This window comes from Streptomyces sp. Je 1-79, from assembly GCF_025195125.1.
GTDB lineage: Bacteria > Actinomycetota > Actinomycetes > Streptomycetales > Streptomycetaceae > Streptomyces.
This window is the reverse complement of record NZ_JAMGSL010000017.1, coordinates 100,816-125,417: the sequence shown is the minus strand read 5'-3', so window position 1 is coordinate 125,417 and position 24,602 is coordinate 100,816. Positions and strand designations below refer to the sequence as shown.

Genomic DNA, 24,602 nt, shown 5'->3' with positions numbered 1-24,602 from the left:
GAGGCGCCCTTGTACGGTGTACGGGACCTCATCCCGTACACCGTACAAGGGGGAACCATGACGGCGACGACCGCCGCCTCCTCACCCGCCACCACCGGCGGCCACCCGCAGCGCTGGCTGATCCTCGGCGTCATCTGCCTCGCCCAGCTCACCGTGCTGCTCGACAACACCGTCCTGAGCGTCGCGATCCCCTCGCTGACCTCCGAACTCCACGCGACCACCACCGACATCCAGTGGATGATCAACGCGTACTCGCTCGTCCAGTCCGGCCTCCTGCTCACCGCCGGAAACGCCGCCGACCGCTACGGCCGCAAGAAGCTCCTCGCCGTCGGCCTCGCGCTCTTCGGCCTCGGCTCGCTCGCCGCCGGACTCGCCGGTTCCACCACGCAGCTGATCGCCGCCCGGGCCGGCATGGGCGTCGGCGGCGCGCTCCTGATGACCACCACCCTCGCCGTCGTCATGCAGATCTTCGACGACTCGGAGCGGGTGAAGGCGATCGCGCTCTGGTCCACGGTCAGCTCGCTGGGCTTCGCCGGAGGCCCGCTGATCGGCGGCGCCATCCTCAACCACTTCTGGTGGGGGATGATCTTCCTCATCAACATCCCGGTGGCGCTGATCGGCCTCGTCGCCGTCCTCAAGCTCGTGCCGGAGTCGAAGAACCCCCAGGGCGAGCGCCCCGACCTGCTCGGCGCGCTGCTCTCCACGATCGGTATGACCGCCGTCGTCTACGCGATCATCACCGGCCCCGAGCACGGCTGGACCTCCGCCGAGGTGCTGTTCCCGGCCGCCGTCGGCGCGCTCGTCCTCGGCGCCTTCGCGCTCTGGGAGCTGCGCACCCCGTACCCGATGCTCGACATGCACTTCTTCCGCAACCAGAAGTTCATCGGTGCCATCGGCGGTTCGCTGCTCGTCGTCTTCGGCATGGGCGGCTCGCTCTTCCTCCTCACCCAGCACCTGCAGTTCGTCCTCGGTTACGAGCCGCTGGAGGCCGGTCTCCGGATGGCGCCCCTCGCGCTGACGATCGTCGGCCTCAACCTGACCGGTCTCGGCCCGAAGCTGGTGATGAGGACCGGCACCCCGGTGGCGGTGCTCCTCGGCATGACCCTGGTCGCCGGCGGTCTCACCTCGATCGCCGTGCTCGGCGGAGGTACGGACGGCAGCTACTGGGGCATGCTCCTCGGCCTGGTCCTGATGGGCGCGGGCATCGCCGTCTCGTCCCCCGCCATGGCCAACGCCATCATGAGCGCGATCCCGCCGGAGAAGGCGGGCGTGGGCGCCGGGATCAACGGCACCCTCGCCGAGTTCGGCAACGGCCTGGGTGTCGCCGTCCTCGGCGCCGTGCTCAACGCCCGGTTCGCGGCGCTCGTCGCCGTCACCGCGACCTCGCTGCCCGCGGCCCTCGCCGCGGCCGGGAGCGACGCCGAACGGGCGGAGATCTCCGACGCCTTCGCCTCCGGACTCCAGACCAGCCAACTGGTCGGCGCGGTCGCCGTCTTCGCGGGCGGTCTGGTCGCGGCGGCGCTGCTGCGCCGCGCCGAACGGTCGGAGAAGCGGGAAGCGGCTGCATAGCATGGTGACGGACCGCTGACAGGTGAGCTCACGGAGGAACGCGATGGTCAAGGCCGCCGACCGGGCCAAGAACCCGGCGGGTTCCAGTGTGTGGCTCGACCAGCGGACACCGCGCGGCGGAGGCGGGCCGGCCGGCCTCGACCGCGACCGGATCGTGGCGACCTCGATCCGGATGCTGGACGAGGACGGCCTGGGCGGCCTCTCGATGCGCAAGCTGGCGACAGAACTGGGCGTCACGGCGATGTCGTTGTACTGGTACGTGGACACCAAGGACGACATCATCGAGTACGCCGTCGACTCCGTCTACGCGGAGATCGACCTCGACGCGGTCGACGCCGCCGGCAGGTGGCAGGACCGGGTCCGGGTACTCGCCCTGGACTACCGGCGGATGCTGGTCCGCCACCCGTGGATGTCGCCGAGCGCGGGCCGGTACCTGAACATCGGGCCGAACGCGATCGCCGTGGGCACCAAGATCCAGGACGCGATCAGGGACACCGGGCTGCCGATGCAGCGGCAGCCGGGTGCGATGTCGGCGGTCTTCCAGTTCGTGTACGGCTACGGGACGATCGAGTCGCAGTTCGAGCGCCGGGCGGCCGAGGCGGGGATGTCGCAGGACGACTTCTACGGCGAGTCGATCAAGGCCTTCCGTGACGATCCGCAGTTCGTGGAGGCGCTCGAACCGATGGCGGAGATCCTCGACGAACGGGCCTCGCACGGCAGCGTCAGCGAGATCTGGGACCGCGACTTCGACTACGCCCTGGAGGTGCTGGTCGCGGGCATCGAGGCCATGGTCGCCCGCGAGGCCCGCGAAGGCTCCTGACGGCGGGTACGGGCGGCGCTCAGTCCTCCCGTACCGCCTGGATGTCCAGGGTCACCCGCAGCGTCGCGCCGATCGCCGCGATGCCCGCCGACACCACCTGGTTGTAGTTCATCGCGAAGTCCTCGCGCCGCAGTTCGGTCTCCGCGCGGAACGCCGCCCGCACCCCGCCCCACGGGTCCGCGCCCGTGCCCAGGTAGGTGAGGTCCACAGGCACCTGCCGGGTGACGCCCCGCAGGGTCAGCTCGCCGTCCACCGTCCACCGGTCCGGGCCGGCCGCCCGCAGCGCCGTGCTGCGGTACGTGAGGTCCGGGAAGCGGTCGACGTCGAGGAAGTCCTCGGACCGCAGGTGCTTGTCGCGCAGGCCGTTGCCGGTGTCGATCGACGCGGCCGCGACGACCGCCTCCACACGCGAGGCCAGGACGTCCGGCGCGATCTCGACCCGGCCGGTGAACTCGGTGAACCGGCCGTGCACGCTGGAGATCCCCAGGTGCTGGGCCACCGCGCCCACCGAGGAGTGCGCCGCGTCCACGGTCCACGTTCCCGGCGGCGGCAGCTCCGTACCGCCCGAGCGGGCCAGGACGACCGTCCCCACCTCCGCGCGTCCGGCGCCGCCCACCAGCGCGGTGCGCGCGTCCGGCGCGTAGCCGAGCGCGGTCACCACCACCGTGTACGCCCCCGGGGCCAGGGCGGCCTCCGCCCGGACGACGCCGTCCCCGTCGGCCGTCGCCCGCAGGACCTGCCCGCCCGAACCGTCCGTCACGGTCACCACCGCGTGCTCGACCGGCCACCCGTCGCGGGTCCGTACCTGTGCGTGCAGTCCCATCCGTACCCTCAACCCTCACTACGAAGAACAAGCGGGGCGGCAGGCCGTCCCCATGACCCCTGCCGCCCCGGACCCGGCCGCGTCCGCTCGAAGCGCGGCCGGGAGTCGGTCACTCGCCCGGGTGGGCGAGTTCGATGTCGTGACCGTCGACCCCGGCGCCGGTCACGGTCAGCCGTCCCGCCACCGGCGGGTAGCCGGTCGCGATGAGCGTGTACTCGCCGGTGTCCAGGTCCGCGAAGGCGTACGCGCCGTCCGTGTCGGTCGTCGCCGAGGCCTTCACGTTCCCGGCGGCGTCGACCAGGGTCACCCGCGCGTCGGCCAGCGGCCGGTGGTCGAGGCCCGCGCGGACCGTCCCGTGGACGACCGCTCCGGCCGCGAGGGCCACGTCGAGCCGGGTCACGCCCTGGCCGCCGATCTCCACGGGCAGTGCCTGCGGGCGGTACCCGCCGGCGGTGACCGCGACCGTGACCGCGCCCGGGACCAGCTCGGCGAAGGCGAAGGAGCCGTCCGCGCCGGACTTGCCGGTGGCCAGCACCTCGCCCCGCACGTCCGTGATCACGACCATCGCCCCGTCCACGGGCGCGCCGTTCCCGGCGGCCGTCACCGAGCCGGTGAGTCCGCTGGTGCCGGTCAGGAGCACGTCGTGGGAGAGCGGGCCGTCGTTCACGACGACCGTGGAGGCCTGCGGCTGGAAGCCGTCGGCGGAGGCGATGAGGACGTACGAACCGGCGGCCGGGGCGTCGAGGGCGTACCGGCCCCCGGCGTCGACGACCGAGCGGCCGAGCTGCTGCCCGCCGAGCGAGATCAGCGTGAGCGTCGCGCCGGGCAGGTCCGCCCCTTCGCCCGTGCGGACGGTGCCGCCGACGGTCAGGCCGGTGGAGACGGCGACCGGGGTGCCGGCCGCGGTGGCCGTGTCGGCCTCCGGCTCGTCCGGCGTCACCGGGGCGGTCTCCGCCTTGGCGGCCGTACCGCTCTTCAGCGCGACCTCCTTGATGAAGAGCGTCACCAGGAAGGCGAGCAGCGCGAAGGGGGCCGAGTAGAGGAAGACGTCTCCGACGCCGTGTCCGTAGGCGTCCTCCATGACGGTACGGATCGGGGCCGGCAGCTTGTCCATGTCCGGGATGCCGCCGCCCGTGCCGCCTCCGGCCATGCCCGCGGCCTTCGGGCCGAGGGCGGCCATGCCGTCCTGGACGTAGTGGGTGACCCGGTGGGCAAGCACGGCGCCGAGCGCCGAGACGCCGATCGCGCCGCCGAGCGAGCGGAAGAAGGTGACGACGGAGGAGGCGGAACCGAGGTCGGCCGGGGCCACCTGGTTCTGCGTGCAGAGCACCAGGTTCTGCATCATCATGCCGAGGCCGAGACCCATGACGCCCATGAAGAGCGCGATGTGCCAGTACTCCGTGTCGTAGCGGATCGTGCCGAGCAGGCCGAGTCCGCCGGCCGTCAGGGCGCCGCCGGCGACCAGCCAGGCCTTCCACCGGCCGGTCTTGGTGATGATCATGCCGGAGACGGTCGAGGAGACGAAGAGACCGGCGATCATCGGGATGGTGAGGACGCCGGACATCGTCGGCGACTCGTTGCGGGCCAGCTGGAAGTACTGGCTGAAGAAGACCGTGCCCGCGAACATCGCGACGCCCACGAAGAGCGAGGCGAGCGAGGCGAGGGTGATGGTGCGGTTGCGGAAGAGGCGCAGCGGGATGATCGGCTCGCTCGCCCGGGACTCGACGAGGACGAAGAGCGCGCCGAGGAGGACGGAGCCGCCGACCATGGCGGCCGTCTGCCAGGACATCCAGTCGTACTTGTCGCCCGCGAAGGTCACCCAGATCAGGAGGAGGGAGACGGCGGCGCTGATGACGAAGGCGCCGGTCCAGTCGACCTTGACCTTGCGCTTCACGACGGGGAGCTTCAGCGTCTTCTGCAGGACGAGCAGCGCGATCAGCGCGAAGGGCACGCCGACGTAGAAGCACCAGCGCCAGCCGAGCCAGTCGGTGTCGGTGATGACGCCGCCGAGCAGCGGGCCTCCGACGGTGGCGACGGCGAAGGTGGCGCCGAGGTAGCCGCTGTACCGGCCGCGCTCACGCGGGGCGATCATCGCGGCCAGGATGATCTGGGAGAGGGCGGTCAGACCGCCGACGCCGATGCCCTGGACGACACGGCAGGCGATGAGCATGCCGGTGTTCTGGGAGAGACCGGCGACGACCGAGCCCCCGACGTAGATGAGCAGGGCTATCTGGACGAGCAGCTTCTTGGAGAAGAGGTCCGCGAGCTTGCCCCAGAGCGGGGTGGTCGCGGTCATCGACAGCAGGGCCGCCGTCACGACCCAGGTGTAGGCGGACTGGCCGCCGCCCAGGTCCGTGATGATCTGCGGGAGGGCGTTGGAGACGATCGTCGACGACAGGATGGCGACGAACATGCCGAGCAGCAGCCCGGAGAGCGCCTCCATGATCTGCCGGTGCGACATGGGCGCACCGTCGGAGGTGTGGCCGCCCGCCTGCACTGGCGGGGCGGGTGTTGTCGTGGCCAATGAACTTCCTTTGCTGTTACGCGTGGTGGGCCCGGCAGTCCCCGAAGGAGTCGCGGAGGCGGGCGAGCAGGTGGGTGAGCAGTGCGACGTCGTCGTCGGACCAGTCCGCGAGGTTGCGGGTGAGCATCGCGGTCAGCCGCCGGTCGAGCTCGTCGAGCTTCTCCCTGCCCTCGGCGGTGAGGTGCAGGATGCGGGAGCGCCGGTCGTCGGGGTCGGGCAGCCGCTCGACCCAGCCGCGGTCGACGGCGTGGGAGACGTGGCGGCTGCTGACCGACATGTCGACGGCCATCCGCTCCGCGATCCGGCTCATCCTCATATCCCCGTCGTGCTTGAGGAGGGCGAGGACGATGGCCGAGCCGCTGGGGCAGTCGGCGGGCAGTGAGCGGGCCATCCCGCGCTTGACCGCGCCGATGGCGCTGACCTGTCGGGCGAGGTTCTCGTACCGGTTCGGCTTGTCCACTCTGACCCCATGACCCGATGCATCTTGTTGCTTAGGGCAACCATAGAGATGGATGGTTGCTCCAGGCAAACTAAATCGGTCAAACGGCGCTAAAGAATCGGCAAAGGGGGAGCGGGGGCTGGGGAGGCGTGCGGGGGATCGGTGCCAGTCCCGTGCCGGACCGGTGCCGGACCGGTGCTCGGACCCGGCCGGGGCTTGGGGCCGGAAGCCGGGGTTCGCTAGGGTCCTGGCTCATGGCACACAACCCCCAAGCTCCGTACGGTCAGGGCCCCGGCCCCGAGGGCAACTACGACCCCGCCGGCAGCACCCAGATGTTCCGCGCCTTCGTCGACGAGGGCGCCCCGCAGGGCGGCGGCCGCCAGGCGGCCCCGGCCCCCCAGCCCTCCGGCCCCCGCGTGGGCCTCATCGTCGGCGTGGTCGCGGCGATCGTCGTCCTGGCCGCGGTGGCCTGGCTGGCCCTGGGCTGACCCGGTCCGGCGACCGACGGCGTCCCCGCCCCACGCGCGGCGGGGACGCCGTCGTCCGGTGCTCCCCGTGAGGGCGCCTCCCTGTGGAGGCGGATCCCTGCGAGGGCGGATCAGCGGACGACGGACCGCGCGAGGCGGAACCCGACGTCGTCCACCCGGAAGGTCGGGTGGCTGCGGCGCCTCACCGACGCCCGGCAGCTCCAGTGCTCGTCGAACCAGCCGCCGCCGCGCAGCACGCGGTAGCCGCCGTAGACCTCGGCGTCGTAGACGTCCCAGCACCACTCCCAGACGTTCCCGAGCATGTCGTGGAACCCCCACGCGTTGGGCCGCTTGCCGCCCACCTCGCGGATCCGCTCCTCCGAGTTGCCCCGGTACCAGGCGATCTCGTCCAGGGGCCCGTACCGCGGTCCGTCCGTCCCGGCCCGGCACGCGTGCTCCCACTCCGCCTCGGTCGGCAGACGGTAACCGTCGGCCGACCCGTCCCGGTCGATCTCGTCGCTCTCCTCGCCCTCGGCCGGGATCCGGTAGACGGGCATGAGCCCCTCGCGCTCCGACAGGGCGTCGCAGAACCGGGCCGCGTCCCAGAAGGACACCCCCTCGACCGGCAGCCGCCCGCCCTGCGCCGTACTCGGAGAACCGCCGGTGACCTGCGCGTACAGAGCCTGGGTGACCGGGTGCGCCGAGAGCAGACACGGCGCGACCTCGACCGTCCAACGGCGCTCGGTCCGACGGTCCGACAGCGTGACGGGCCCCGCCGGGACCGCGATCATCCGGTGCTCCACAGGCGCGTCCACGGAAGCGACCCTATGTCTCCGCCCGTACCTGTCACACATGTTCGGCGCGCTCCGTCAGTGGAGCAGGCGAGCGGGAACCCCCGCGGCCCCCGAGCTGAGGAGCCTTCCGATGTCCACCACCTACATCGTCGTCACCGCCGTCGCCGCGTTCATGGTCGGCTTCTCGGCGCTCTCGGTCTTCATCAAGGCCCCGTGGGTCACCCAGCCGCTGACCGAGTACGGCGTCCCCCGCTCCTGGTGGACCTGGCTCGGCCTCGCCAAGGCGGCCGGCGCGGCGGGCCTGGTGGCCGGCCTGTGGATCCCGGCGATCGGCCTCGCGGCGGGCATCGGCGTGGCGCTGTACTTCACGGGAGCACTGATCACCGTGGTCCGCGCCCGCTCGTACGCCCACGTGGTCTGGCCGATGATGTACGCCGCCCCGGCGGTCGCGGCGCTGGTCCTCGCCTGAGGCCGGGACACCGGCCCCCGACTACGGCCCGACTACGGATCGATCCACCGCCGCAACGCGTCGACGGTGGTCTCCGGCGAGGTGTTGAAACAGAGCCGGATCCCCGGTACGGCCTCGGTGAGGACGTTCACGAGCCGCTCGAACAGCAGGGTGTGCTCAGGGATCATGCGCACCCCACCCCCGATCATCGCCAGCCCGAACGCCCCACCCGCGAGCTGCCCTCGCACGGCGGCCTCGGCGTCGTCCGGGGAAGGGTCGACCAGACAGGTCACGACGTCGAACCCGGCCTCACGCAGCGCGGCGTTCCCGGCGGCGATCCGCGCGGTGAGCGACGCCTCGTCGACACCGTCGGGCAGGGCACTGAAGTCGAGCGAGCGGGGGTCCAGCCCGATGGACAGGACCTTGGTGGTCGCCAGGGTCACAGGGCGCTCACGAAGGAGTCCCACGCGGTACGGCTGACGACAAGGGCGGGGCCTTCAGGGGCCTTGCTGTCACGCACGGGGACGAGGCCGGGGAATCCGGGGGCGACCTCTACGCAGTTGCCGCCGTTGTCGCCGCTGTAGCTGCTCTTGATCCAGGTCACGGAGCTCAGATCGTGCCTCTGCATGGTGACCGAACCCTTCCATCATGTCGCTGATGAGAGCGGCAGATTCCTCGGCTGACAGGGCGTCTGCCCTGAGCACATCATAGGTCCGGCCATGTCGCGCCAGGACGGCTGGATCGTCGCTGAAATGCCCCAGGTCGAGCGATTCCGAGTACACCCACTCACGGCCGTCCGGCAGTTTGATCAGAGACATCGAGGTGTTGGGGCGATGGATGCCGAGCCGGTCGGACGGGGCGACCTGCACACGGATGTTGGGCTGCCGGCCGACTCGCAGCAGGTGGGCGCACTGGGCGCGCATGACCTCCTCGCTCCCGATCGAGGTCTGCAGACAGCTCTCGTCCAACACCGCTACGTACAGCGGTCCGTCCTCGGCCAGGAAACGCTGCTGGCGGCTCAGCCGGGCCCGGACCCGCTCCTCCAACTCCTCGCCCGTGGCCGCTCGGGAGAACAGCGAACGGGCGTACTCGGGCGTCTGCAGCAGGCCCGGGACCATCTGCACCTGGTACTCGCGCAGCGACACCGCCTCCGCGTCCATCCGGGCCCGCCGCTCGAACCAGTCCGGGTGCTGGACCTCCGGGTACCAGTCGATCCGGCCCCACAGTCTCAGTAACACCCCACCCGTCCCCAGCAGTTCGTCGCACGCCTTCGCGAACGTGTCCTGCGGGACCCTCGTCCCCGCCTCCACCCGCGCCACGTGCGACCGGTCGCACGGGATCTGGCGGGCCAGGCCGTCCTGGGTCAGCCCGGCCGCCTCCCGGTGGTGGCGCAGCACTTCGCCGAAGACGCCGGCCGTCGTCGTGGCCGTCCCCCCGGTGGCGTTGCGTCGGCTCACTCCATCCCCCCTTGTGACAGTGGGCCCTTGGCACGCGTCGAGCGTTGTGGCCGCCCTCTCCATTGAGCAACGCTGGAGCGACAGAGAGTAGTCGCCCGATCGGGTGAGGAGCTGAGGAATGGCAGGGCACATGGAGTGCGGGGGGTTCGTCTTCGATCCCGCCGTCCGCAGGGTGGGCGAGTACCGGGGCGAGGCGGGGCCGTACGCCATGCTGCGGCCCGTGGGCGGCGGGCGGGAGTGGCAGGCGGATCCGGCGCGCGTACGGCCGGCCACGGCGGCCGAGCGGCTCAGCGCCGGGGTGCGGGCGGCGAACGAGCGGGCGGAGGCGGAGTACGAGCTGAGCCGGCCGCCCGTGCCCGTGCCGGGGTGCGCGGCGTGCGGGGAGCTCGCGGCGCGGCGGGCGGAGGCTCGTGGCCGGTTCGACTGGAGCGCGGAGACGGATGCCAATGTGCTGCTGCGCCGGCACCGGTCCGAGCGTCATCCGCCGGAAGGGTCCCCGGTCATTTCCAGGTCGCCGTGACCTTCTGGGTGTCGACGTGCATGCCGAGCGGGACCCGCCAGGACTCCACGCAGACCGTGTACGTGCGGGTCTTCGACGTTCCGCCCGGGATCGGGGCGGGGAGGGGCTGGGCCGATTCGATCGTCTTCCAGTCGACGCCGAGCGCGCCGATGATGTGGGTGGCGAAGGTGACCGTTCCCGAAGTGGCGGCCCTGCCGCCCGTGTTGCGGAAGGTGACCGTCACGCGCTCGCACCACCGCTGGTCCGCGTCCCCGAGGACCGGGGCGGAGAGAGTGATCGTGGCGGGGGTGGTCGGGGGCTGGGGCGGCGGTGGGGCCGGTGTGGTCGTGCCGGGGGCAGGGGCGGTCGCGGTGCCGGGCGGGGTCGTGCCCGGCCGGGCGGGCGTCGTGCCGGGGTGCGAGGTCCCCGTACCCGTACCCGTACCCGTACCCGTACCTGTGGATGTGTCCGTGCTCGTACCGTCGCCGGACGGGGCCGGAGTCGGGCCGGGGGTCGTGCCCGGTGGGCGGGGGGACGGACGGGACGTGCTCGATGTCGTCCCGCTCGCCGACGCGGACGGGCCGTCCAGCGGGATCAGGGTGACCGATCCCGACGGGGGGACAGCGCCGTGGGGGGAGGAGCCCGCGCCGACCGCCGCGTAGCCCTCGCCGTCGTCTCCGCTGCCGCACGCGGTCAGCGCTCCGCCGAGGCAGAGCGCGACCACTGTCAGAAGTGACCTCTGTCGCCGCATGGAGCCAGTCTTACTGACGGGCCGTCAGTTGGGAACGGGAACGGCGAACTTCCGTCGCCGCCCACCGGTCTCCGTCTTCTCCCCGGGTTCGCCGCCTCAGTCGGCGATCAGGCCCTGCCGCAGCTGGGCCAGCGTCCTCGTCAGGAGCCGCGAGACGTGCATCTGCGAGATGCCGACCTCTTCGCCGATCTGCGACTGCGTCATGTTGGCGAAGAACCGCAGCATGATGATCTGCCGTTCCCTGGGCGGCAGTTTGGCGAGCAGCGGCTTCAGCGACTCGCGGTACTCGACGCCCTCCAGCGCCGTGTCCTCGTACCCGAGCCGGTCCGCGAGCGAGCCCTCGCCGCCGTCGTCCTCCGGGGAGGGGGAGTCGAGCGAGGAGGCGGTGTACGCGTTGCCGACCGCGAGGCCGTCGACGACGTCCTCCTCCGACACCCCGAGCACGGCGGCCAGTTCGGGGACGGTCGGGGAGCGGTCGAGCTTCTGGGCCAGCTCGTCGCTGGCCTTCGTCAGCGCGAGCCGCAGCTCCTGGAGCCGGCGCGGGACGCGCACCGACCAGGAGGTGTCGCGGAAGAAGCGCTTGATCTCGCCGACGACGGTCGGCATCGCGAACGTCGGGAACTCCACGCCACGTTCGCAGTCGAAGCGGTCGATCGCCTTGATCAGGCCGATCGTGCCGACCTGGACGATGTCCTCCATCGGCTCGTTGCGGGAGCGGAAGCGGGCCGCCGCGTACCGCACGAGCGGCAGGTTGAGCTCGATGAGGGTGTCGCGGACGTAGGTCCGCTCGGGGCTCTCCGCGGCGGCGCCGGCGTCGTCCAGGGCGCGCAGCCGCAGGAAGAGGGAGCGGGAGAGCGTGCGGGTGTCGATGGCTTCCGTGACGACAAGCGGCGCGGCGGGCTCGGCGGTCTCCGCCGTCGGCTGGACGGGCATCGGCGCCTGCATCGGCACCGGCGCCGGCGTCTGCGGAGCCGCGGGCGTGAGCGTGAGCACCTTCGAGCTGCCCTGTTCTGCGGACATGCCACCCCCTTGAGGTCGCGGACGGTCGCGGCGGCCACGACCATCGGAGGAACGCAGCCTCCACCTGAATACCGGAGGCGGGGCTGCGGCAAACGCGGTTCCAGCAGAATGTCACATGTCGGCAACACGCTGTAGTGACTTGTCGACATGGAGTGGGGGAATATCCGCAGGAAACAAGGGGTGTACGGCATTTGTGGCGCCGCGGAACTGCTCCGAACCGGTCTACCCGTTTCGGTTACGCCTCGATCCTGTTTGCGGATCTCAATCGGGCGAAGCTGCGGGCGAGGAGCCTTGACACATGCATCTGCGAGACGCCCAGTTCCTGACTGATCTGGGACTGCGTCAGATTGCTGTAGTAGCGGAGCATCAGGATCCGCTGTTCGCGTTCCGGGAGCTGTACGAGCAGATGCCGTACGAGATCGCGGTGTTCGACCCCGGCGAGCGCGGGGTCCTCGTAGCCGAGCCGGTCGAGCAGTCCGGGCAGTCCGTCGCCCTCCTGGGCCGCCTCCAGGGAGGTGGCGTGGTACGAACGCCCGGCCTCGATGCAGGCCAGAACCTCGTCCTCGCCGATCTTCAGACGCTCGGCGATCTCGGCGGTGGTGGGGGAGCGGCCGTGGGCGGTGGTGAGGTCCTCGGTGGCGCCGTTGACCTGGACCCAGAGCTCGTGGAGCCGGCGCGGTACGTGCACGGTGCGGACGTTGTCGCGGAAGTACCGCTTGATCTCGCCGACGACGGTGGGCATCGCGAAGGTCGGGAACTGCACGCCGCGGTCCGGGTCGAAACGGTCGATGGCGTTGATCAGACCGATGGTTCCGACCTGGACGACGTCCTCCATCGGCTCGTTGCGGGAGCGGAAGCGGGCCGCCGCGTACCGGACGAGGGGGAGGTTGGCCTCGATCAGCGCCCCACGGACGCGGTCGTGTTCCGGGCTGCCCGGCTCAAGCCCCTTGAGCTGCCCGAAGAGCACCTGGGTCAGCGCGCGGGTGTCGGCGCCCCTGCTGCTCTGGGGCCTGGTGCGCGACGTCTGGGGCCGCGGGGTCTCCGCTCGCGGGGCATCCGGCCGCGGGGTCTCCGTCCCGCCGGCTTCGTTCTGGGGTGGGACTTGAGGCGCTGTACTGGCCGGCACGTTCACGCCACCCCTTCGGCTGGTCTTGCGGTCGTCACTGGCTGGTCAACTACGATCAACTCATCCGTCAAAAGCGGTCATAGCATCACAAGACATGTCCACTGTGTGCAAGCACCGTATAACGACGTGTTGACGCCGCGGGGGCATCGCGGGGGGTCGGAGGGGACGTCAACACCCGGAAGGCCCTCACTCCGTGACGCGGAAGGCCCCCCGCCACGACGGCGGGGGGCCTTCCGGAAAAGAACCGGACGTGTCCTAGAACGCGTAGTCCGCGATCACCCACGTGGCGATCTCGCGCCACAGGGCGACACCGGCCTGGTGCGCGGGGTGGTCCAGGTAGCGCTGGAGCGCATCGCTGTCCTCGACCGCCGAGTTGATGGCGAAGTCGTAGGCGATCGGCCGCTCGGAGACGTTCCAGCCGCACTCCCAGAAGCCCAGCTCCGGGATCTCCTTCTCCAGCCCGTCGAACGCCTCGGCGGCGGCGACGGCCCGCGGGTCGTCCTTCGCGATGCCCTCGTTGAGCTTGAACAGGACCAGATGGCGGATCACAGCAGGACTCCTCGTCGGTGGTTCTAGTTGACGAGTTCGGTCATGAACTCGCCGACGCCCTGTGCGGCGGACGATATGCCCTCGAACCCTACCTGGACGAGATCCGCGGCCCTGTCGGGGGAATTGATGATCGTGTACAGCACAAAGACCACCAGCGCGTAGAGCGCGACCTTCTTCGCTTGCGCCATCTGCCGCGCCCTCCCCTGTCTGCACCCCTGCGTGGACGCGTGAGTCTAACCGAGCCACTTCAGCCACTTCACCGGGCCTTTATGGACCAAGGACCCGGAGGTCGGGGCCTTTTGCCGCCCCCCGGAAGGGTGACGGCAGAGCAGTATGGATGTCGAGCCCGGCGGATCTGGCAGGAATCCGCGGGGCCGAGGAACCGGCCCTCACTGCGGGGTCCGCGCCGCAAGCTTCCCCCTGACTGCGGCGCAGGACTTGCAGGACCGGTTCTCATCGGGGGGAGCGGCTTGTCCCCCCGATGCCGCTCCCCCCGTCCGACGAAAAGGCCCCGGCCGCGCACAGGCGCGGCCGGGGCCTCTTCGCGTCAGCTCATGTGGTTGTACGTGCTGCCCTTGTGCGCATCCGAGACCGTACGGGCCTTGAACGGCTTGTGCCGGTCGCCGGTGCCGGAGTACAGGTAGACGGTCTTCGAACCCGGGTGGTGCGCGAAGAGGTCGGCCTTGCCGTCGTGATCGACGTCTCCGGCCCCGACGAGCTGGGAGTACGCCTGCCAGCCACCGCCGATCCCCGTGCGCTGGGTGTAGGTGCCGTCACCCTTGCCGAGGTAGAGCCACAGCACGCCCTCCTTGTCACGGGCGACGAGGTCCCCGGCGGGGCCTCCGGCGAGGTCTCCGACCGCGACGACCTGGTTGTAGGTGTTCCAGCCCGTGCCGATGCGCTTGCGGGGCTCGAAGGGGCGGAAGGTGTCGCCGGTGCTCCGGTAGAGCCAGAGTGCGCCGGCCCTGTCGACGGCGACGACATCGGGTCGGCCGTCGCCGGTGAGGTCGCTGCCGCCGGTGATCGTGGCGTACGTCTGCCAGCCCGCGCCGACCCGGAGCCGCTCGCCGAAGCCGCCGTACACCCGGCCCTCGTACAGCCAGAGCACACCGCTCTTGTCGCGGGCGAGGAGTTCGGGGGTGAAGCCGGGGCCGGTCCTTCCGGCGATGTCGCCGACGGTCTCGATCTTGTCGTAGATCTGCCAGCCGCCGCCGATCCGCGACCGCGGCTGTCCGTCCTTGGCGCTGTCGCGCCACAGTGCCCCGGAGGCGTCCCGGCCCAGCAGGTCGGCCAGGCCGTCGTTGTCGAAGTCGTGCAGGGCGGAGGTGGGGGTGCCGGCGTGCGCGAGGAGCCGGACCGTCGGCCGGCCGTCCGCGCCGGGCGTCACGCGGAAGATGCCCTCGCCCTCGGCCGTGCCGGCGCCCTGGACGATCAGGGCAGAGCCGTCAGGGGTGGCGGACGTGCCGTGGACGCGGTCGAGGAACGTGAGCTTCTCGCCGGTCCTCGTGTGGAGGGCCGTCCCGCCGTGGGTCACCCAGTCGCCGAGGAGGTCGATCCTGAGCTCCTGGCCTGCCGTCGTACCGGGGACCGGGACGACCGTTTCGGCGCCGGTGGTCCGGTCGCGGACGACCGCACGGACCGCGTTCGCGGCGGTGTCGTCCTCGACCCAGGCCAGACGGTTCCCGGAGATGACGGGGTTCCGCGCGTGGGCCGGGTAGGGGTAGGTGAGGGTGGCGCTGGTCAGGTCGATGAGGCCGATACGCGACTCGCCCCCCGCGCTCGTGTCGACCAGGCCGTGCGTGGCGTCCCCCGGCCACACCCGGCCGGTATCGGCGCCGTCCAGGCCTTGCACGGCGCGGGGTTCGGCGTCCTTGGTCTGCAGCCACAGGTGCGCGGTCCCCCTGGCGAACAGGGCCTGGCCCGCCGTACCGGCGTCGAGGACGTCGATACCGTCGTCGATCGCACGCTTTTCGATTCCGAACGACGTGCCGGTGGACATGTCCGTCGCCGAGGTCCCGTATATCTCGCTCGACGTGACGGCCATCTCCCCGGACGTCCGAACGGTGCCGTCGATCACGTGGTAGCTCAGGTCGCGCGCCGCGCCGCCCTCGTACGGGGTCCAGCGCAACCTCCCGTCCTCGCCGTCATAGGGAACGTACGTCAGGAAGCCTTTCGCGCCGGCGGATGCCAGCCGGGCGCCCGGCACCGACGGCAGCAGACCACTCGCCCCCTCGGTGGCGACCGGCACCTCCGCCGCGCCCACCGGGGCAGCGGTCAGCACGGCGGCTCCGAGGGTGACGGCGAGACAGGCGGCGATCGAAGCGCCAAGACGGCGTCGGCCAGAGCTTTGTGACAGCAAGGAACGATCCTCCTGGGAACCGGGTGGAACGCACGGCACTGCGTCCCGCCCCGTCCGACCGTCGACCAAACGAATGGGTTGTACGGCAACCCGCAGCCGACACAAAGAGAAGAGGGCCGGTCCCTTTCGGGACCGACCCTTCATCTACAAGCGGTAGCGGAGGGATTTGAACCCTCGGTGACTTGCGCCACACTCGCTTTCGAGGCGAGCTCCTTCGGCCGCTCGGACACGCTACCGAGAGAGAGCTTAGCCCAAAGATGCCGCTGCGATGAAATCCGTATCGCTTCGCAGGTCGGAGACGGGTTCAGCGGGTTCGGAAGAAGGCCGTGAGCTGCGCCGCGCACTCCTCGCCGAGCACGCCCTGGATCACCTCGGGACGGTGGTTCAGCCGTCGGTCCCGGACGAGGTCCCAGAGCGAACCGGCCGCGCCCGCCTTCTCGTCGAGCGCGCCGAAGACCACCCGCTCGACCCTGGACTGCACGAGCGCGCCGGCGCACATCACGCAGGGCTCCAGGGTCACGACGAGCGTGCAGCCGGTCAGCCGCCACTCCCCGGTCCTCGCCGCGGCCCGGCGCAGGGCCAGGACCTCGGCGTGGGCGGTCGGGTCACCGGTCGCCTCGCGCTCGTTGCGGCCGACGGCGAGGACCGTGCCGTCCGGGGACAGCACGACCGCGCCGACCGGTACGTCACCGGTCGGCACGGCACGGTCGGCCTCGGCGAGAGCGAGCCGCATGGCCCCGCGCCAGGGATCCCGTACGGGATCGGGCACGGGGCCGGGATCGGATGCGGTGACGGGATCAGGGCCGGAATCGGGATCGGGTACGGGTACGGGGTCAGGTACGGGTACGGGATCGGGTACCGCTTCGGGATCGGGTACTGCTTCGGTCACTAGCGAACGGTCTCCAGAACCTCCGCGGCGCCCAGGGCGTCCGCGATCTCGGCCAGCGCGTCGCTGTCGAGTTCCTGGAGCTGGCTCTCGGACATGCCGAGGTCCGCGAGGAGCAGCCGGTCACCGACCGGGGCGGCGGGCACGGACTCGGCGGACGCACCCGCCTCGTCCTCGTCGTCGTCCCGGCCGAGGGGTTCACCGTCCTCCGTGCCGTCGAGGTTCAGGTCTTCCAGGGTGTCGGCGTCGTCCAGGTCGTCTCCGAGGATCTCCTTGGTCAGGATCTCCCCGTACGAGGAGCGGGCGGCGGCCGCCCCGTCCGACACGTAGATGCGAGGGTCGTCCTCGCCCTCGACCCGGAGCACGCCGAACCAGGCGTCCTCCTGTTCGATGAAGACGATCACCGTGTCGTCGTCGACCGAGGCCTCACGGGCCAGGTCGATCAGATCCGACAGGGTCTCCACATCGTCGAGCTCTGTGTCGCTCGCTTCCCACCCGTCTTCGGTGCGCGCGAGCAGTGCGGCGAAGTACACCGTGACTCTCCCACTGATCAGAGGTGTGACGAACCGGCGGCGCGCTTCCGATGCCCCGCCCAATCGGCATCGTGGCAGAAACAGCGGCTTCAGGAGAGGTCTTCGGCTCTTGCGTCGTGCATCAGTCTGATCCGCACGCCCGACGGGCGAGCGCGCGGACCCGGCGCACGGCCCCGGCGCACGGGAGGCGCACACGGGCGCCCGGGCGCCGCCCCGGTCACCAGCGGAAGGTCCTCATCCGCATCTGCTGGCGCATCCGGGCCGCCCGCGCGCGCCGGGGCTGCACACGGTCGCGGAGCGCCTTCGCCTCGTGCAGTTCGCGCAGGAACTGGGCGCGGCGCCTACGGCGCTCCGCGTCCGTCTCGGGCGGCTTCTCGCCGTCCTGGCTCCTGCCGCCACGCGGCTGCGCCGGGTCTGCCGGGTCGGGCATGCACCACACCACCCCACGACTGGGTCCTGTGCCCCCACCTTCCCTCCACGGCGTGGGTTGATGCCAGTGCGGGCTACTGTTGGGGTCATGCGTCTCCACGTCGTCGATCACCCGCTGGTCGCCCACAAGCTCACCACGCTGCGCGACAAGCGCACCGACTCCCCGACCTTCCGCCGGCTCGCCGACGAGCTGGTCACCCTGCTCGCCTACGAGGCCACCAGGGACGTGCGGACCGAGCAGGTCGACATCGAGACCCCCGTCACTCCGACGACCGGTGTGAAGCTGTCGTACCCGCGGCCGCTGGTGGTCCCGATCCTCCGCGCCGGCCTCGGCATGCTCGACGGCATGGTCCGGCTGCTCCCCACCGCCGAGGTGGGCTTCCTCGGCATGATCCGCAACGAGGAGACGCTGGAGGCGTCGACCTACGCGACGCGGATGCCGGAGGACCTCTCGGGCCGCCAGGTGTACGTCCTGGACCCGATGCTGGCGACCGGCGGCACGCTCGTCGCGGCGATCCGGGAGCTGATCAAGCGCGGTGCGGACGACGTCACCGCGGTCGTGCTGCTCGCCGCCCCGGAGGGCGTCGAGATCATGGAGCGCGAGCTGGCGGGCACGCCGGTGACCGTCGTGACGGCCTCGGTCGACGAGCGCCTCAACGAGAACGGCTACATCGTGCCGGGCCTCGGCGACGCGGGCGACCGCATGTACGGTACGGCCGACTAGTCGGCCGTACCGGTCGAGAAGTACCGGTTCAGAAGTACCGGTTCAGCACTTTCCGGCGGGCGCGGCCCTGGGCTTGTTCAGAGCGATCAGGGCGGCGTCCGCCGTCGCTTTGGGGTCCAGGTTCTTGAAGGCCGTCCCGATGATCAGGTCCACGTCCGCCGTCGCGCGGGTGTCCGTCTTCGTCGTGACGCCCTTCAACTGGGTGCCGAGGACCGGGAACGCGCCCTTCGCGGCCCCGGGAGCGCCGAGCAGGACGCCGGCGCCGGCGACCTTCTTGTCGTACGCGGCGGGGGCGTTGCCGACCTTGCCGATGACGAAGCCGCGCTTCTTCAGCTCGTCGGCGGTCGACTTCGCGAGTCCGCTGCGCGGGGTCGCGTTGTAGACGTTCACCGTGATCTGCGCGGGCTTGGGCAGCAGGGCGACGGGTGCCGCGGTCGCCTTGGGGGCGGGCTTGCAGTCGGTCTTGTGACCGGCCGTCGTCGTCGTGTCGTCGCCGCCCGAGAACACGTCGACGAGCTGCAGCGTCCCCCACCCGGCCGCGCCGAGCACGACCATGGCGGCCGCGGCCGCGAGGACGATCCTGCGTCGGTGTCGAGGGCGGCGCATACGGGGGTACTTGTCGCCCGTGATGCGGTACTTTCCGCCCATTCCGGGGGGAGTGAGCATGCTCATGGACGCAGCGTAATGCCGTCCGTCGGCATTGGATACTTGACGATCATGTGATCGCGTCCGGATGGCCCGGCAGAGCCCCCGAAAGGGTCAGAACGGCGCGTCGCGAAGGGGCGTAACGGCGGACCGCGAGGGTCGGCACGGCGCGTCGCGAAGGGGCGGAACGGCGCGTCGCGAAGGGGCGGAACGGCGCGTCGCGAAGGGGCGGAACGGCGCGTCGCGAAGGGGNCGGAACGGCGGGCGCCGCGTCAGTCCATCTCGAGGACGCGGGCGTGCAGTACCTGCCGCTGCTGGAGCGCCGCGCGCACCGCGCGGTGCAGTCCGTCCTCGAGGTAGAGGTCGCCCCGCCACTTCACGACGTGCGCGAAGAGGTCGCCGTAGAAGGTGGAGTCCTCGGCGAGCAGCGTCTCCAGGTCCAGCTGGCCCTTCGTGGTGACCAGCTGATCGAGGCGGACCGGGCGCGGGGCGACGTCCGCCCACTGCCGGGTGGATTCCCGGCCGTGGTCGGGGTACGGCCGGCCTTGTCCGATGCGCTTGAAGATCACACGGAAAGCCTACCGGGCGAGCGGCTCCCGGCGCAGCCACGCGGAGCCGGTGGGATGCTGGGGCAAACCGTGATGATTCCGGCATTAAGGGTCCTGCCATGAGCGTCAGCGAACAGTCTCCGACCGGTGAGATCGCGGCGGGGTACGCCTTCTCCGGACCCGCGCTGGAGCTGGGCGCTCTGCTCTGGGACGGCGAATGTCACCCGGACGCGCGCATCCGCATCCCGCTGCCGATGCTCAACCGCCACGGCCTGGTCGCGGGCGCGACCGGCACGGGCAAGACGAAGACCCTCCAGCTGGTCGCCGAGCAGCTGTCCGCCAACGGGGTGCCGGTCTTCCTCGCCGACATCAAGGGCGACGTCTCGGGGATCTCCGCGCCGGGCGCGGAGGGCGAGAGGGTCAGGGAGCGCGCGGCGCAGGTGGGCCAGGAGTGGGTGGCGAGGGGTTTTCCCTGCGAGTTCTACGGGCTCGGGGGCGTCGGTCAGGGGATTCCCGTACGGGCCACGGTGACGAGCTTCGGGCCCGTCCTGCTGTCGAAGGTGCTCCAGCTCAACCAGACGCAGGAGCAGTCGCTCGGGCTGATCTTCCACTACGCGGACCAGAAGGGCCTGGAGCTCGTGGATCTCAAGGATCTGCGGGCGGTGGTGGCCTTCCTCGTCTCCGACGTGGGTAAGCCGGAGCTGAAGGGGATCGGCGGCCTGTCGACCGTCACGGCCGGGGTGATCCTGCGGTCGATCACGGCGTTCGAGCAGCAGGGGGCGGGCGGGTTCTTCGGGGAGCCGGAGTTCGACACGGCCGAGTTCCTGCGGACGGCGCCGGACGGGCGCGGGACGGTGTCCCTGCTGGAGCTGCCGTCGGTGCAGGACAAGCCGCAGCTGTTCTCGACCTTCCTGATGTGGATGCTGGCGGACCTGTACGGGGATCTGCCGGAGGTCGGGGACCTGGAGAAGCCGAAGCTGGTCTTCTTCTTCGACGAGGCGCACCTGCTGTTCAACGGGGCGTCGAAGGCGTTCCTGGAGGCGATCACGCAGACGGTGCGGCTGATCCGCTCGAAGGGGGTCGGGGTCTTCTTCGTCACCCAGACGCCGAAGGACGTGCCCGGCGACGTGCTGGCGCAGCTGGGCAACCGGGTGCAGCACGCGCTGCGGGCGTTCACCCCGGACGACGCGAAGGCGCTGAAGGCGACGGTACGGACGTTCCCGAAGTCGGCCTACGACCTGGAGGAGGTCCTGACCGGCCTGGGTACGGGCGAGGCGGTGATCACCGTGCTGAGCGAGACGGGCGCGCCGACCCCGGTGGCGGCGACGCGGCTGAGGGCGCCGGAGTCCCTGATGGGCCCGATCGCGGCGGACGCGCTGGAGGCGGCGGTGAAGGGTTCGGTCCTCTGGGGGCGGTACGCGGAGGCGGTGGACCGGGAGTCGGCGTACGAGAAGCTGACGGCCGAGCAGCGGGCGGCGGAGGAGGCGGCGCTGAGGGCGGCCGAGGAGGCGCGGGCGGAGAAGGCCGCGAAGACGTCGGCGCGGGCCCCGCGGAAGGAGGACCCGTCGCTCGCCGAGCAGGTGGCGGGGAGCGGGATGTTCACGTCGCTGGCGCGGTCGATCGGGACGCAGCTGGGCCGCGAGATCAGCCGCTCGCTCTTCGGCACGGCGCGGCGGAGAAGGTGAACGGGCAGGGCCCGGACCCCGTGGGGGGTCCGGGCCCTGCCCGGCATGGCGCGGGTGGAGGCTGTCGCTCCGGTGGGAGCGGGCCTCCGATGGAGGCTGCCGCTCCGGTCGAGGCCGTCGCTCCGGTGAGGCTGCTGCTCCGGTGGAAGCGGATCTCCGCTGGGAGCGGGGTCGTTACTCCGTGACCTCGTGGCCGTGGTCCTCGTGCAGGCCGCCGCCGCTGCCCGCGTCGCCCTCCGTCGGGACGGAGACGACCGGGCGCCTGAGGGAGCTGATGTCGTGGGCGTAGGTGCCCACGGCGTTGGCGATGACGTCGATGTTGGCGTCGAAGGCCTTCATGTTGACGTTCGACAGGTTGTCACCGGCCGCGTGGTAGTTCACGTCGTACGCGACCCCCGCCGTACCGCCGAACTTGGCCGCCTGCGCCGCAGTCTTGATGCCCTCGGCGCCGGTGAAGGTGCCGCCCGACGGGATGCCGATCTCGATGAACGGCCCGTAGTCCGAGCGTCCCGTGAAGTCGGTGCCCTCGTGCGGGAGGCCGCGCTTGTCCATGAAGTCGGTGATGTCCCGCTCCAGTTGGGCGGAGCCCGTCGGGCCCGCGCCTGCGCCGGTGTTGTCGGAGTCGTCGCCGTCGTAGACGAACAGGCCGTAGTTCGGCGAGGCGATCATGTCGAAGTTGAGGTAGAGCTTGACTTCCTTCTTGTCCAGCTCGCTCATGTTCGCGACGTAGTGCTCGGAGCCGAGCAGGCCGTTCTCCTCCGCCGACCACCAGGCGAAGCGGACCTTGTTGCGGACCTTGTCCTTCGACTTGGCGAGCTCCAGGGCGGCCTGGAGGAGGCCCGCGGAGCCGGAGCCGTTGTCGTTGATGCCGGGGCCGGCGGTCACCGAGTCCAGGTGCGAGCCGAGCATCACGGTGTTGGCGGCGTTGCCGCCCTTGGTCTCCGCGATGACGTTGTTGGTGGTGCGGTTCTCCTGGAGCTGACGGATCTCGAAGGAGAGGTTCACCGGGCCCTTGGCGAGGTCCGCGGCGAGCTTGTCGCCCTCGGCCTGGGTGATGCCACCCGTCGGGATCTTGCCGGCGGCCGGGTCGCCGAGGGTGCCGGAGAGGGCGCCGTCGGTGTTGTTGTAGATGATCGCGCCCACGGCACCGGCCGCGGCCGCGTTCTCCTGCTTGACCGCGAAGGTGCAGCCGCCGCGCTTGACCAGGGCGATCTTGCCCGTGAAGGCGCCCGCGGCGAAGTCGCCCGGCTCACAGCCGTTCGTGCCGTCCGCGTCGACCGGCGCGGCCGCGAGGTCGGCCTTGATGCCGCCGACCGGCGTCGACTTCGTGTACGTCATCGCCGCGATCGGAAGCGCACGGGGCGCCGGGGAGACGACGGAGGCCTTCTCGGCCAGCGTCTCGGTGTAGATGAAGCTGAACTTCTGGTACGAGACGTTGTAGCCGGCCTTCTTCAGCTGCTGGTACACGTACGCCGCGGAGGCGTCGTGCCCGAGCGATCCGGCCGCGCGGTGACCGCCGGCCGAGTCGGCTATCGCCTGGAACTTCTGCAGGTGCTGGTAGGCGTCCTTGCCGGACGTCTCGCGGACCAGCTTCTTCGCCAGCTTCGCGGCGTCCCGGGCGGGCTTGGCCCCGGGATCCGGAGTGGCGGTGGCGGGGGAAGCGGCGGCCAGCAGGAGCGGGGTGGCGAGTGCGGCTGCGGCCAGGGTGGCCGCGGCTCTGCGAGAGGATGCGTTCACAGAGGTCCTTCCCGATGTTAGCGAGGTTGAGGGGAAGTTAGCGATCTCTGACGGCTCCTGTGAACAGCTCCGGCACAATTCATGTCGGATTTAGCAGGATTGACATCCGGAACGATCAATTCCCTGATGCTTTCTGTGCTTTCGCCGCCTTTGCGGCCGCCTTGGCCTCCTGCTTGAAAGCCCGCACCTTCGCCAGCGACTCCGGCCCGGTGATGTCGGCGGCCGAACGGTACGAGCCCTGGTCGCCGTAGGCTCCCGCCGCCTCGCGCCAGCCCTCGGGTCGTACGCCGTACTGCTTGCCCAGCAGGGCCAGGAAGATCTGTGCCTTCTGCATCCCGAAACCGGGCAGCGCCTTCAGCCGGGCGAGCAGTTCCTTCCCGCTCCCCGCGTCCGCCCAGACGGCCTCGGCGTCACCGCCGTACTCGTCGACGAGGAACTGGCACAGCTGCTGGATCCGCTTGGCCATCGACCCCGGATAGCGGTGCACGGCGGGCTTGTCGGAGAGCAGCGCCCCGAAGGCCTCGGGGTCGTACGCGGCGATCTGTCCCGCGTCGAGATCGTCCGTGCCGAGCCGCCGCGCGATCGTGTACGGCCCGGAGAACGCCCACTCCATGGGCACCTGCTGGTCGAGCAGCATGCCGACGAGCGCGGCGAGCGGGGAGCGCCCGAGCAGCTCGTCGGCCTCGGGCTGCTGGGCGAGATGGATCTCGGTGGTCATGATCCGATCATCGCGCCGCCGAGGACTCCCCGCACGGCCTGTCACCCGATACGGTCACACCGCCGACGACCGCCCGGCACGCCCCCGCCCCGGGCACCCCTCAGGCCCGGTCACGGCTGCGCGAATCGCTCCAGGCCCGAGAGGATCAGCGCGCGGGTCCGCTCGCCGCCCAGGTGGCCCGCCGACTCCACCATGTGCAGCTCGGCGTCCGGCCAGGCGCGGGCCGGCTCCCAGGCGGTGACCGACGGGCTGCCCATGTCCTGACGGCCGTGGATCAGCACGCCCGGGATGCCCGCGAGCCGGTGCGCGTCGCGGACGAGGGCGCCCTCCTCCAGCCAGGCCGTCTCCGAGCGGCGGGTCGTGGTCACCCGCCGCGATGACGATCTCCGACACCCGCTCGGGGTACGCCTCCGCGTACGCCAGGATCAGCGGACGAGCCGGTCCCTACCGGGGCGCCAGCCGCGTATCAGGGTCCTCGCACCACTGGAGGACCGACGGCCACTCCCCGTACCCGGAGTCCGGGGTGAGGTGTTCACCGCCCGGGACGAGGTCCATGTCGAGGCCGAGCGGGATCCCGTAGGGGACGTCGGCGCCCTCGGGGCAGTAGGGGTCCTGGGCGGCGTAGACGAGCCGGGCCGGTGCCTTGAGCCGTACGGAACCGAGGTCGAGCCCCTCCGCGAACGCGGCGATCTCGGGGATCGAGGCCGTCACGGCGGGGGAGGGCGGGGCGACGAGCAGGACCCGGTCGACGGGAAGGCCGTCCGGGGTCCGGGCCGCCGCGTGCAGCCAGAGGAGGACGGAGAGGCTGTGGGCGACGACCACGAACTCGCCGTCGGCGGGCCGCTCCAGCTGTTCCCGCAGCGCCGCCAGCCAGTCCTCCAGGACCGGGGCGTCCGGTTCCGGCAGTTGGGGATAGCGGACCGCGTGGCCGCGTGCGGAGAGCCGGCCGGCGAGCCAGTGGTGCCAGTGGCCGGGCGGACGGTGGTTCTGGAAGCCGTGGAGGAGGAGGAAGGTCGCCATGCCAGTGATAGTGCGGTGCGGGTGCGTGCAGG

Annotated in this window: 27 protein-coding genes, 1 tRNA gene and 2 pseudogenes; 7 read left to right on the top strand and 23 right to left on the bottom strand. The window is 71.1% G+C overall.

The genetic code is table 11. The annotated features are described in order from the left end of the window. Positions 1-57: 57 nt before the first annotated feature. Complete coding sequence (locus M5362_RS29585) at positions 58-1,569, top strand: MFS transporter (RefSeq protein WP_260230879.1); 1,512 nt, start codon at positions 58-60, stop codon at positions 1,567-1,569. Between the two features lie 43 nt (positions 1,570-1,612). Continuing rightward, complete coding sequence (locus tag M5362_RS29580) at positions 1,613-2,389, top strand: TetR/AcrR family transcriptional regulator (protein ID WP_260230903.1); 777 nt, start codon at positions 1,613-1,615, stop codon at positions 2,387-2,389. A 19-nt stretch (positions 2,390-2,408) separates the two neighbouring features. Here the strand turns inward: M5362_RS29580 and M5362_RS29575 are convergent, their stop codons facing one another. The 3 genes from M5362_RS29575 to M5362_RS29565 all read right to left on the bottom strand — a co-directional run bounded on the left by M5362_RS29575 (position 2,409) and on the right by M5362_RS29565 (position 6,196). Continuing rightward, positions 2,409-3,212: a YceI family protein gene (locus M5362_RS29575; protein ID WP_260230878.1), complete on the bottom strand. Its 804-nt coding sequence runs from the start codon at positions 3,210-3,212 to the stop codon at positions 2,409-2,411. A gap of 109 nt (positions 3,213-3,321) precedes the next feature. Then, entirely contained in the window at positions 3,322-5,736 is a 2,415-nt protein-coding gene (locus M5362_RS29570) for an MFS transporter (protein ID WP_374214547.1), read from the bottom strand. A 16-nt stretch (positions 5,737-5,752) separates the two neighbouring features. After that, positions 5,753-6,196, bottom strand: a complete 444-nt coding sequence (locus M5362_RS29565; RefSeq protein ID WP_260230876.1) for a MarR family winged helix-turn-helix transcriptional regulator — start codon at positions 6,194-6,196, stop codon at positions 5,753-5,755. A gap of 233 nt (positions 6,197-6,429) precedes the next feature. Between M5362_RS29565 and M5362_RS29560 the strand changes: the two genes are divergently transcribed. Beyond that, on the top strand, positions 6,430-6,663 hold the full coding sequence (locus M5362_RS29560; RefSeq protein ID WP_260230874.1) for a hypothetical protein: 234 nt from the start codon (positions 6,430-6,432) through the stop codon (positions 6,661-6,663). A gap of 110 nt (positions 6,664-6,773) precedes the next feature. On the opposite strand, the gene M5362_RS29555 is transcribed toward M5362_RS29560, so the two are convergent. Then, positions 6,774-7,433 carry a formylglycine-generating enzyme family protein gene (locus M5362_RS29555; protein WP_261366642.1) on the bottom strand — a complete coding sequence of 220 codons (660 nt, stop codon included), beginning with the start codon at positions 7,431-7,433 and terminating at the stop codon, positions 6,774-6,776. 133 nt (positions 7,434-7,566) lie between these two features. On the opposite strand from M5362_RS29555, the gene M5362_RS29550 reads away from it, so the two are divergent. Beyond that, on the top strand, positions 7,567-7,905 hold the full coding sequence (locus M5362_RS29550; protein ID WP_260230872.1) for a DoxX family protein: 339 nt from the start codon (positions 7,567-7,569) through the stop codon (positions 7,903-7,905). Positions 7,906-7,937: 32 nt separating this feature from the next. Here M5362_RS29550 and M5362_RS29545 read toward each other — a convergent pair whose 3' ends face one another. The 3 genes and pseudogenes from M5362_RS29545 to M5362_RS29535 all read right to left on the bottom strand — a co-directional run bounded on the left by M5362_RS29545 (position 7,938) and on the right by M5362_RS29535 (position 9,341). Continuing rightward, the gene (locus M5362_RS29545) at positions 7,938-8,327 is read right to left on the bottom strand and encodes a hypothetical protein (RefSeq protein WP_260230871.1); all 390 of its coding nucleotides are present in this window, start codon (positions 8,325-8,327) and stop codon (positions 7,938-7,940) included. Beyond that, positions 8,324-8,425, bottom strand: a pseudogene (locus M5362_RS29540) (DUF397 domain-containing protein); the annotation flags it as partial. The pseudogene M5362_RS29540 and the gene M5362_RS29545, both read right to left, overlap by 4 nt. Next, positions 8,397-9,341 carry a helix-turn-helix transcriptional regulator gene (locus M5362_RS29535; RefSeq protein ID WP_260230870.1) on the bottom strand — a complete coding sequence of 315 codons (945 nt, stop codon included), beginning with the start codon at positions 9,339-9,341 and terminating at the stop codon, positions 8,397-8,399. The pseudogene M5362_RS29540 and the gene M5362_RS29535, both read right to left, overlap by 29 nt. 118 nt (positions 9,342-9,459) lie before the next feature. On the opposite strand from M5362_RS29535, the gene M5362_RS29530 reads away from it, so the two are divergent. Continuing rightward, positions 9,460-9,861 (top strand): hypothetical protein, encoded by a 402-nt coding sequence (locus M5362_RS29530; protein WP_260230869.1) that lies wholly within the window; start codon positions 9,460-9,462, stop codon positions 9,859-9,861. On the opposite strand, the gene M5362_RS29525 is transcribed toward M5362_RS29530, so the two are convergent. The 10 genes from M5362_RS29525 to M5362_RS29480 form a co-directional block, all read right to left on the bottom strand. Next, positions 9,842-10,591, bottom strand: a complete 750-nt coding sequence (locus M5362_RS29525; protein ID WP_260230868.1) for a hypothetical protein — start codon at positions 10,589-10,591, stop codon at positions 9,842-9,844. The genes M5362_RS29530 and M5362_RS29525 overlap by 20 nt on opposite strands. A gap of 96 nt (positions 10,592-10,687) precedes the next feature. Further along, positions 10,688-11,611 (bottom strand): RNA polymerase sigma factor SigF, encoded by a 924-nt coding sequence (locus M5362_RS29520; protein ID WP_260230867.1) that lies wholly within the window; start codon positions 11,609-11,611, stop codon positions 10,688-10,690. Positions 11,612-11,846: 235 nt separating this feature from the next. Continuing rightward, a complete protein-coding gene (locus M5362_RS29515) occupies positions 11,847-12,737 on the bottom strand; it encodes an RNA polymerase sigma factor SigF (RefSeq protein ID WP_260230866.1) in 891 nt (296 codons plus the stop codon). Positions 12,738-12,992: 255 nt separating this feature from the next. Next, positions 12,993-13,286, bottom strand: coding sequence for a Dabb family protein (locus tag M5362_RS29510; RefSeq protein ID WP_260230865.1), 294 nt, complete (start codon positions 13,284-13,286; stop codon positions 12,993-12,995). Between the two features lie 23 nt (positions 13,287-13,309). Then, positions 13,310-13,474 (bottom strand): hypothetical protein, encoded by a 165-nt coding sequence (locus M5362_RS29505; RefSeq protein WP_175439350.1) that lies wholly within the window; start codon positions 13,472-13,474, stop codon positions 13,310-13,312. 359 nt (positions 13,475-13,833) lie between these two features. Then, complete coding sequence (locus M5362_RS29500) at positions 13,834-15,567, bottom strand: VCBS repeat-containing protein (protein ID WP_260230864.1); 1,734 nt, start codon at positions 15,565-15,567, stop codon at positions 13,834-13,836. 229 nt (positions 15,568-15,796) lie between these two features. Beyond that, positions 15,797-15,881 (bottom strand) — tRNA-Ser (locus M5362_RS29495). Positions 15,882-15,949: 68 nt separating this feature from the next. Beyond that, entirely contained in the window at positions 15,950-16,378 is a 429-nt protein-coding gene (gene tadA / locus M5362_RS29490; protein WP_260230902.1) for a tRNA adenosine(34) deaminase TadA, read from the bottom strand. Between the two features lie 155 nt (positions 16,379-16,533). Then, positions 16,534-17,064 (bottom strand): hypothetical protein, encoded by a 531-nt coding sequence (locus tag M5362_RS29485; RefSeq protein ID WP_260230863.1) that lies wholly within the window; start codon positions 17,062-17,064, stop codon positions 16,534-16,536. A gap of 217 nt (positions 17,065-17,281) precedes the next feature. Further along, the gene (locus tag M5362_RS29480) at positions 17,282-17,494 is read right to left on the bottom strand and encodes a hypothetical protein (protein ID WP_260230862.1); all 213 of its coding nucleotides are present in this window, start codon (positions 17,492-17,494) and stop codon (positions 17,282-17,284) included. Positions 17,495-17,581: 87 nt separating this feature from the next. On the opposite strand from M5362_RS29480, the gene upp reads away from it, so the two are divergent. Continuing rightward, positions 17,582-18,217: a uracil phosphoribosyltransferase gene (upp, locus tag M5362_RS29475; protein WP_260230861.1), complete on the top strand. Its 636-nt coding sequence runs from the start codon at positions 17,582-17,584 to the stop codon at positions 18,215-18,217. 42 nt (positions 18,218-18,259) lie between these two features. Here upp and M5362_RS29470 read toward each other — a convergent pair whose 3' ends face one another. Together M5362_RS29470 and M5362_RS29465 are read right to left on the bottom strand one after the other, a co-directional pair. Next, the gene (locus M5362_RS29470) at positions 18,260-18,889 is read right to left on the bottom strand and encodes a LytR C-terminal domain-containing protein (RefSeq protein ID WP_260230860.1); all 630 of its coding nucleotides are present in this window, start codon (positions 18,887-18,889) and stop codon (positions 18,260-18,262) included. Positions 18,890-19,134: 245 nt separating this feature from the next. Continuing rightward, positions 19,135-19,431, bottom strand: coding sequence for a type II toxin-antitoxin system VapB family antitoxin (locus M5362_RS29465; RefSeq protein ID WP_260230859.1), 297 nt, complete (start codon positions 19,429-19,431; stop codon positions 19,135-19,137). Positions 19,432-19,529: 98 nt separating this feature from the next. On the opposite strand from M5362_RS29465, the gene M5362_RS29460 reads away from it, so the two are divergent. After that, entirely contained in the window at positions 19,530-21,095 is a 1,566-nt protein-coding gene (locus M5362_RS29460) for a DUF853 domain-containing protein (protein ID WP_260230858.1), read from the top strand. Between the two features lie 174 nt (positions 21,096-21,269). Here the strand turns inward: M5362_RS29460 and M5362_RS29455 are convergent, their stop codons facing one another. The 4 genes and pseudogenes from M5362_RS29455 to M5362_RS29440 form a co-directional block, all read right to left on the bottom strand. After that, on the bottom strand, positions 21,270-22,832 hold the full coding sequence (locus M5362_RS29455) for a M28 family metallopeptidase (RefSeq protein ID WP_260230857.1): 1,563 nt from the start codon (positions 22,830-22,832) through the stop codon (positions 21,270-21,272). Positions 22,833-22,947: 115 nt separating this feature from the next. Next, on the bottom strand, positions 22,948-23,550 hold the full coding sequence (locus M5362_RS29450; RefSeq protein ID WP_260230856.1) for an HhH-GPD-type base excision DNA repair protein: 603 nt from the start codon (positions 23,548-23,550) through the stop codon (positions 22,948-22,950). 110 nt (positions 23,551-23,660) lie between these two features. Then, positions 23,661-23,900: pseudogene (locus M5362_RS29445) on the bottom strand (prolyl aminopeptidase); the annotation flags it as partial. Positions 23,901-23,994: 94 nt separating this feature from the next. Further along, a complete protein-coding gene (locus M5362_RS29440; RefSeq protein WP_260230855.1) occupies positions 23,995-24,570 on the bottom strand; it encodes an alpha/beta hydrolase in 576 nt (191 codons plus the stop codon). Positions 24,571-24,602 lie beyond the last annotated feature (32 nt).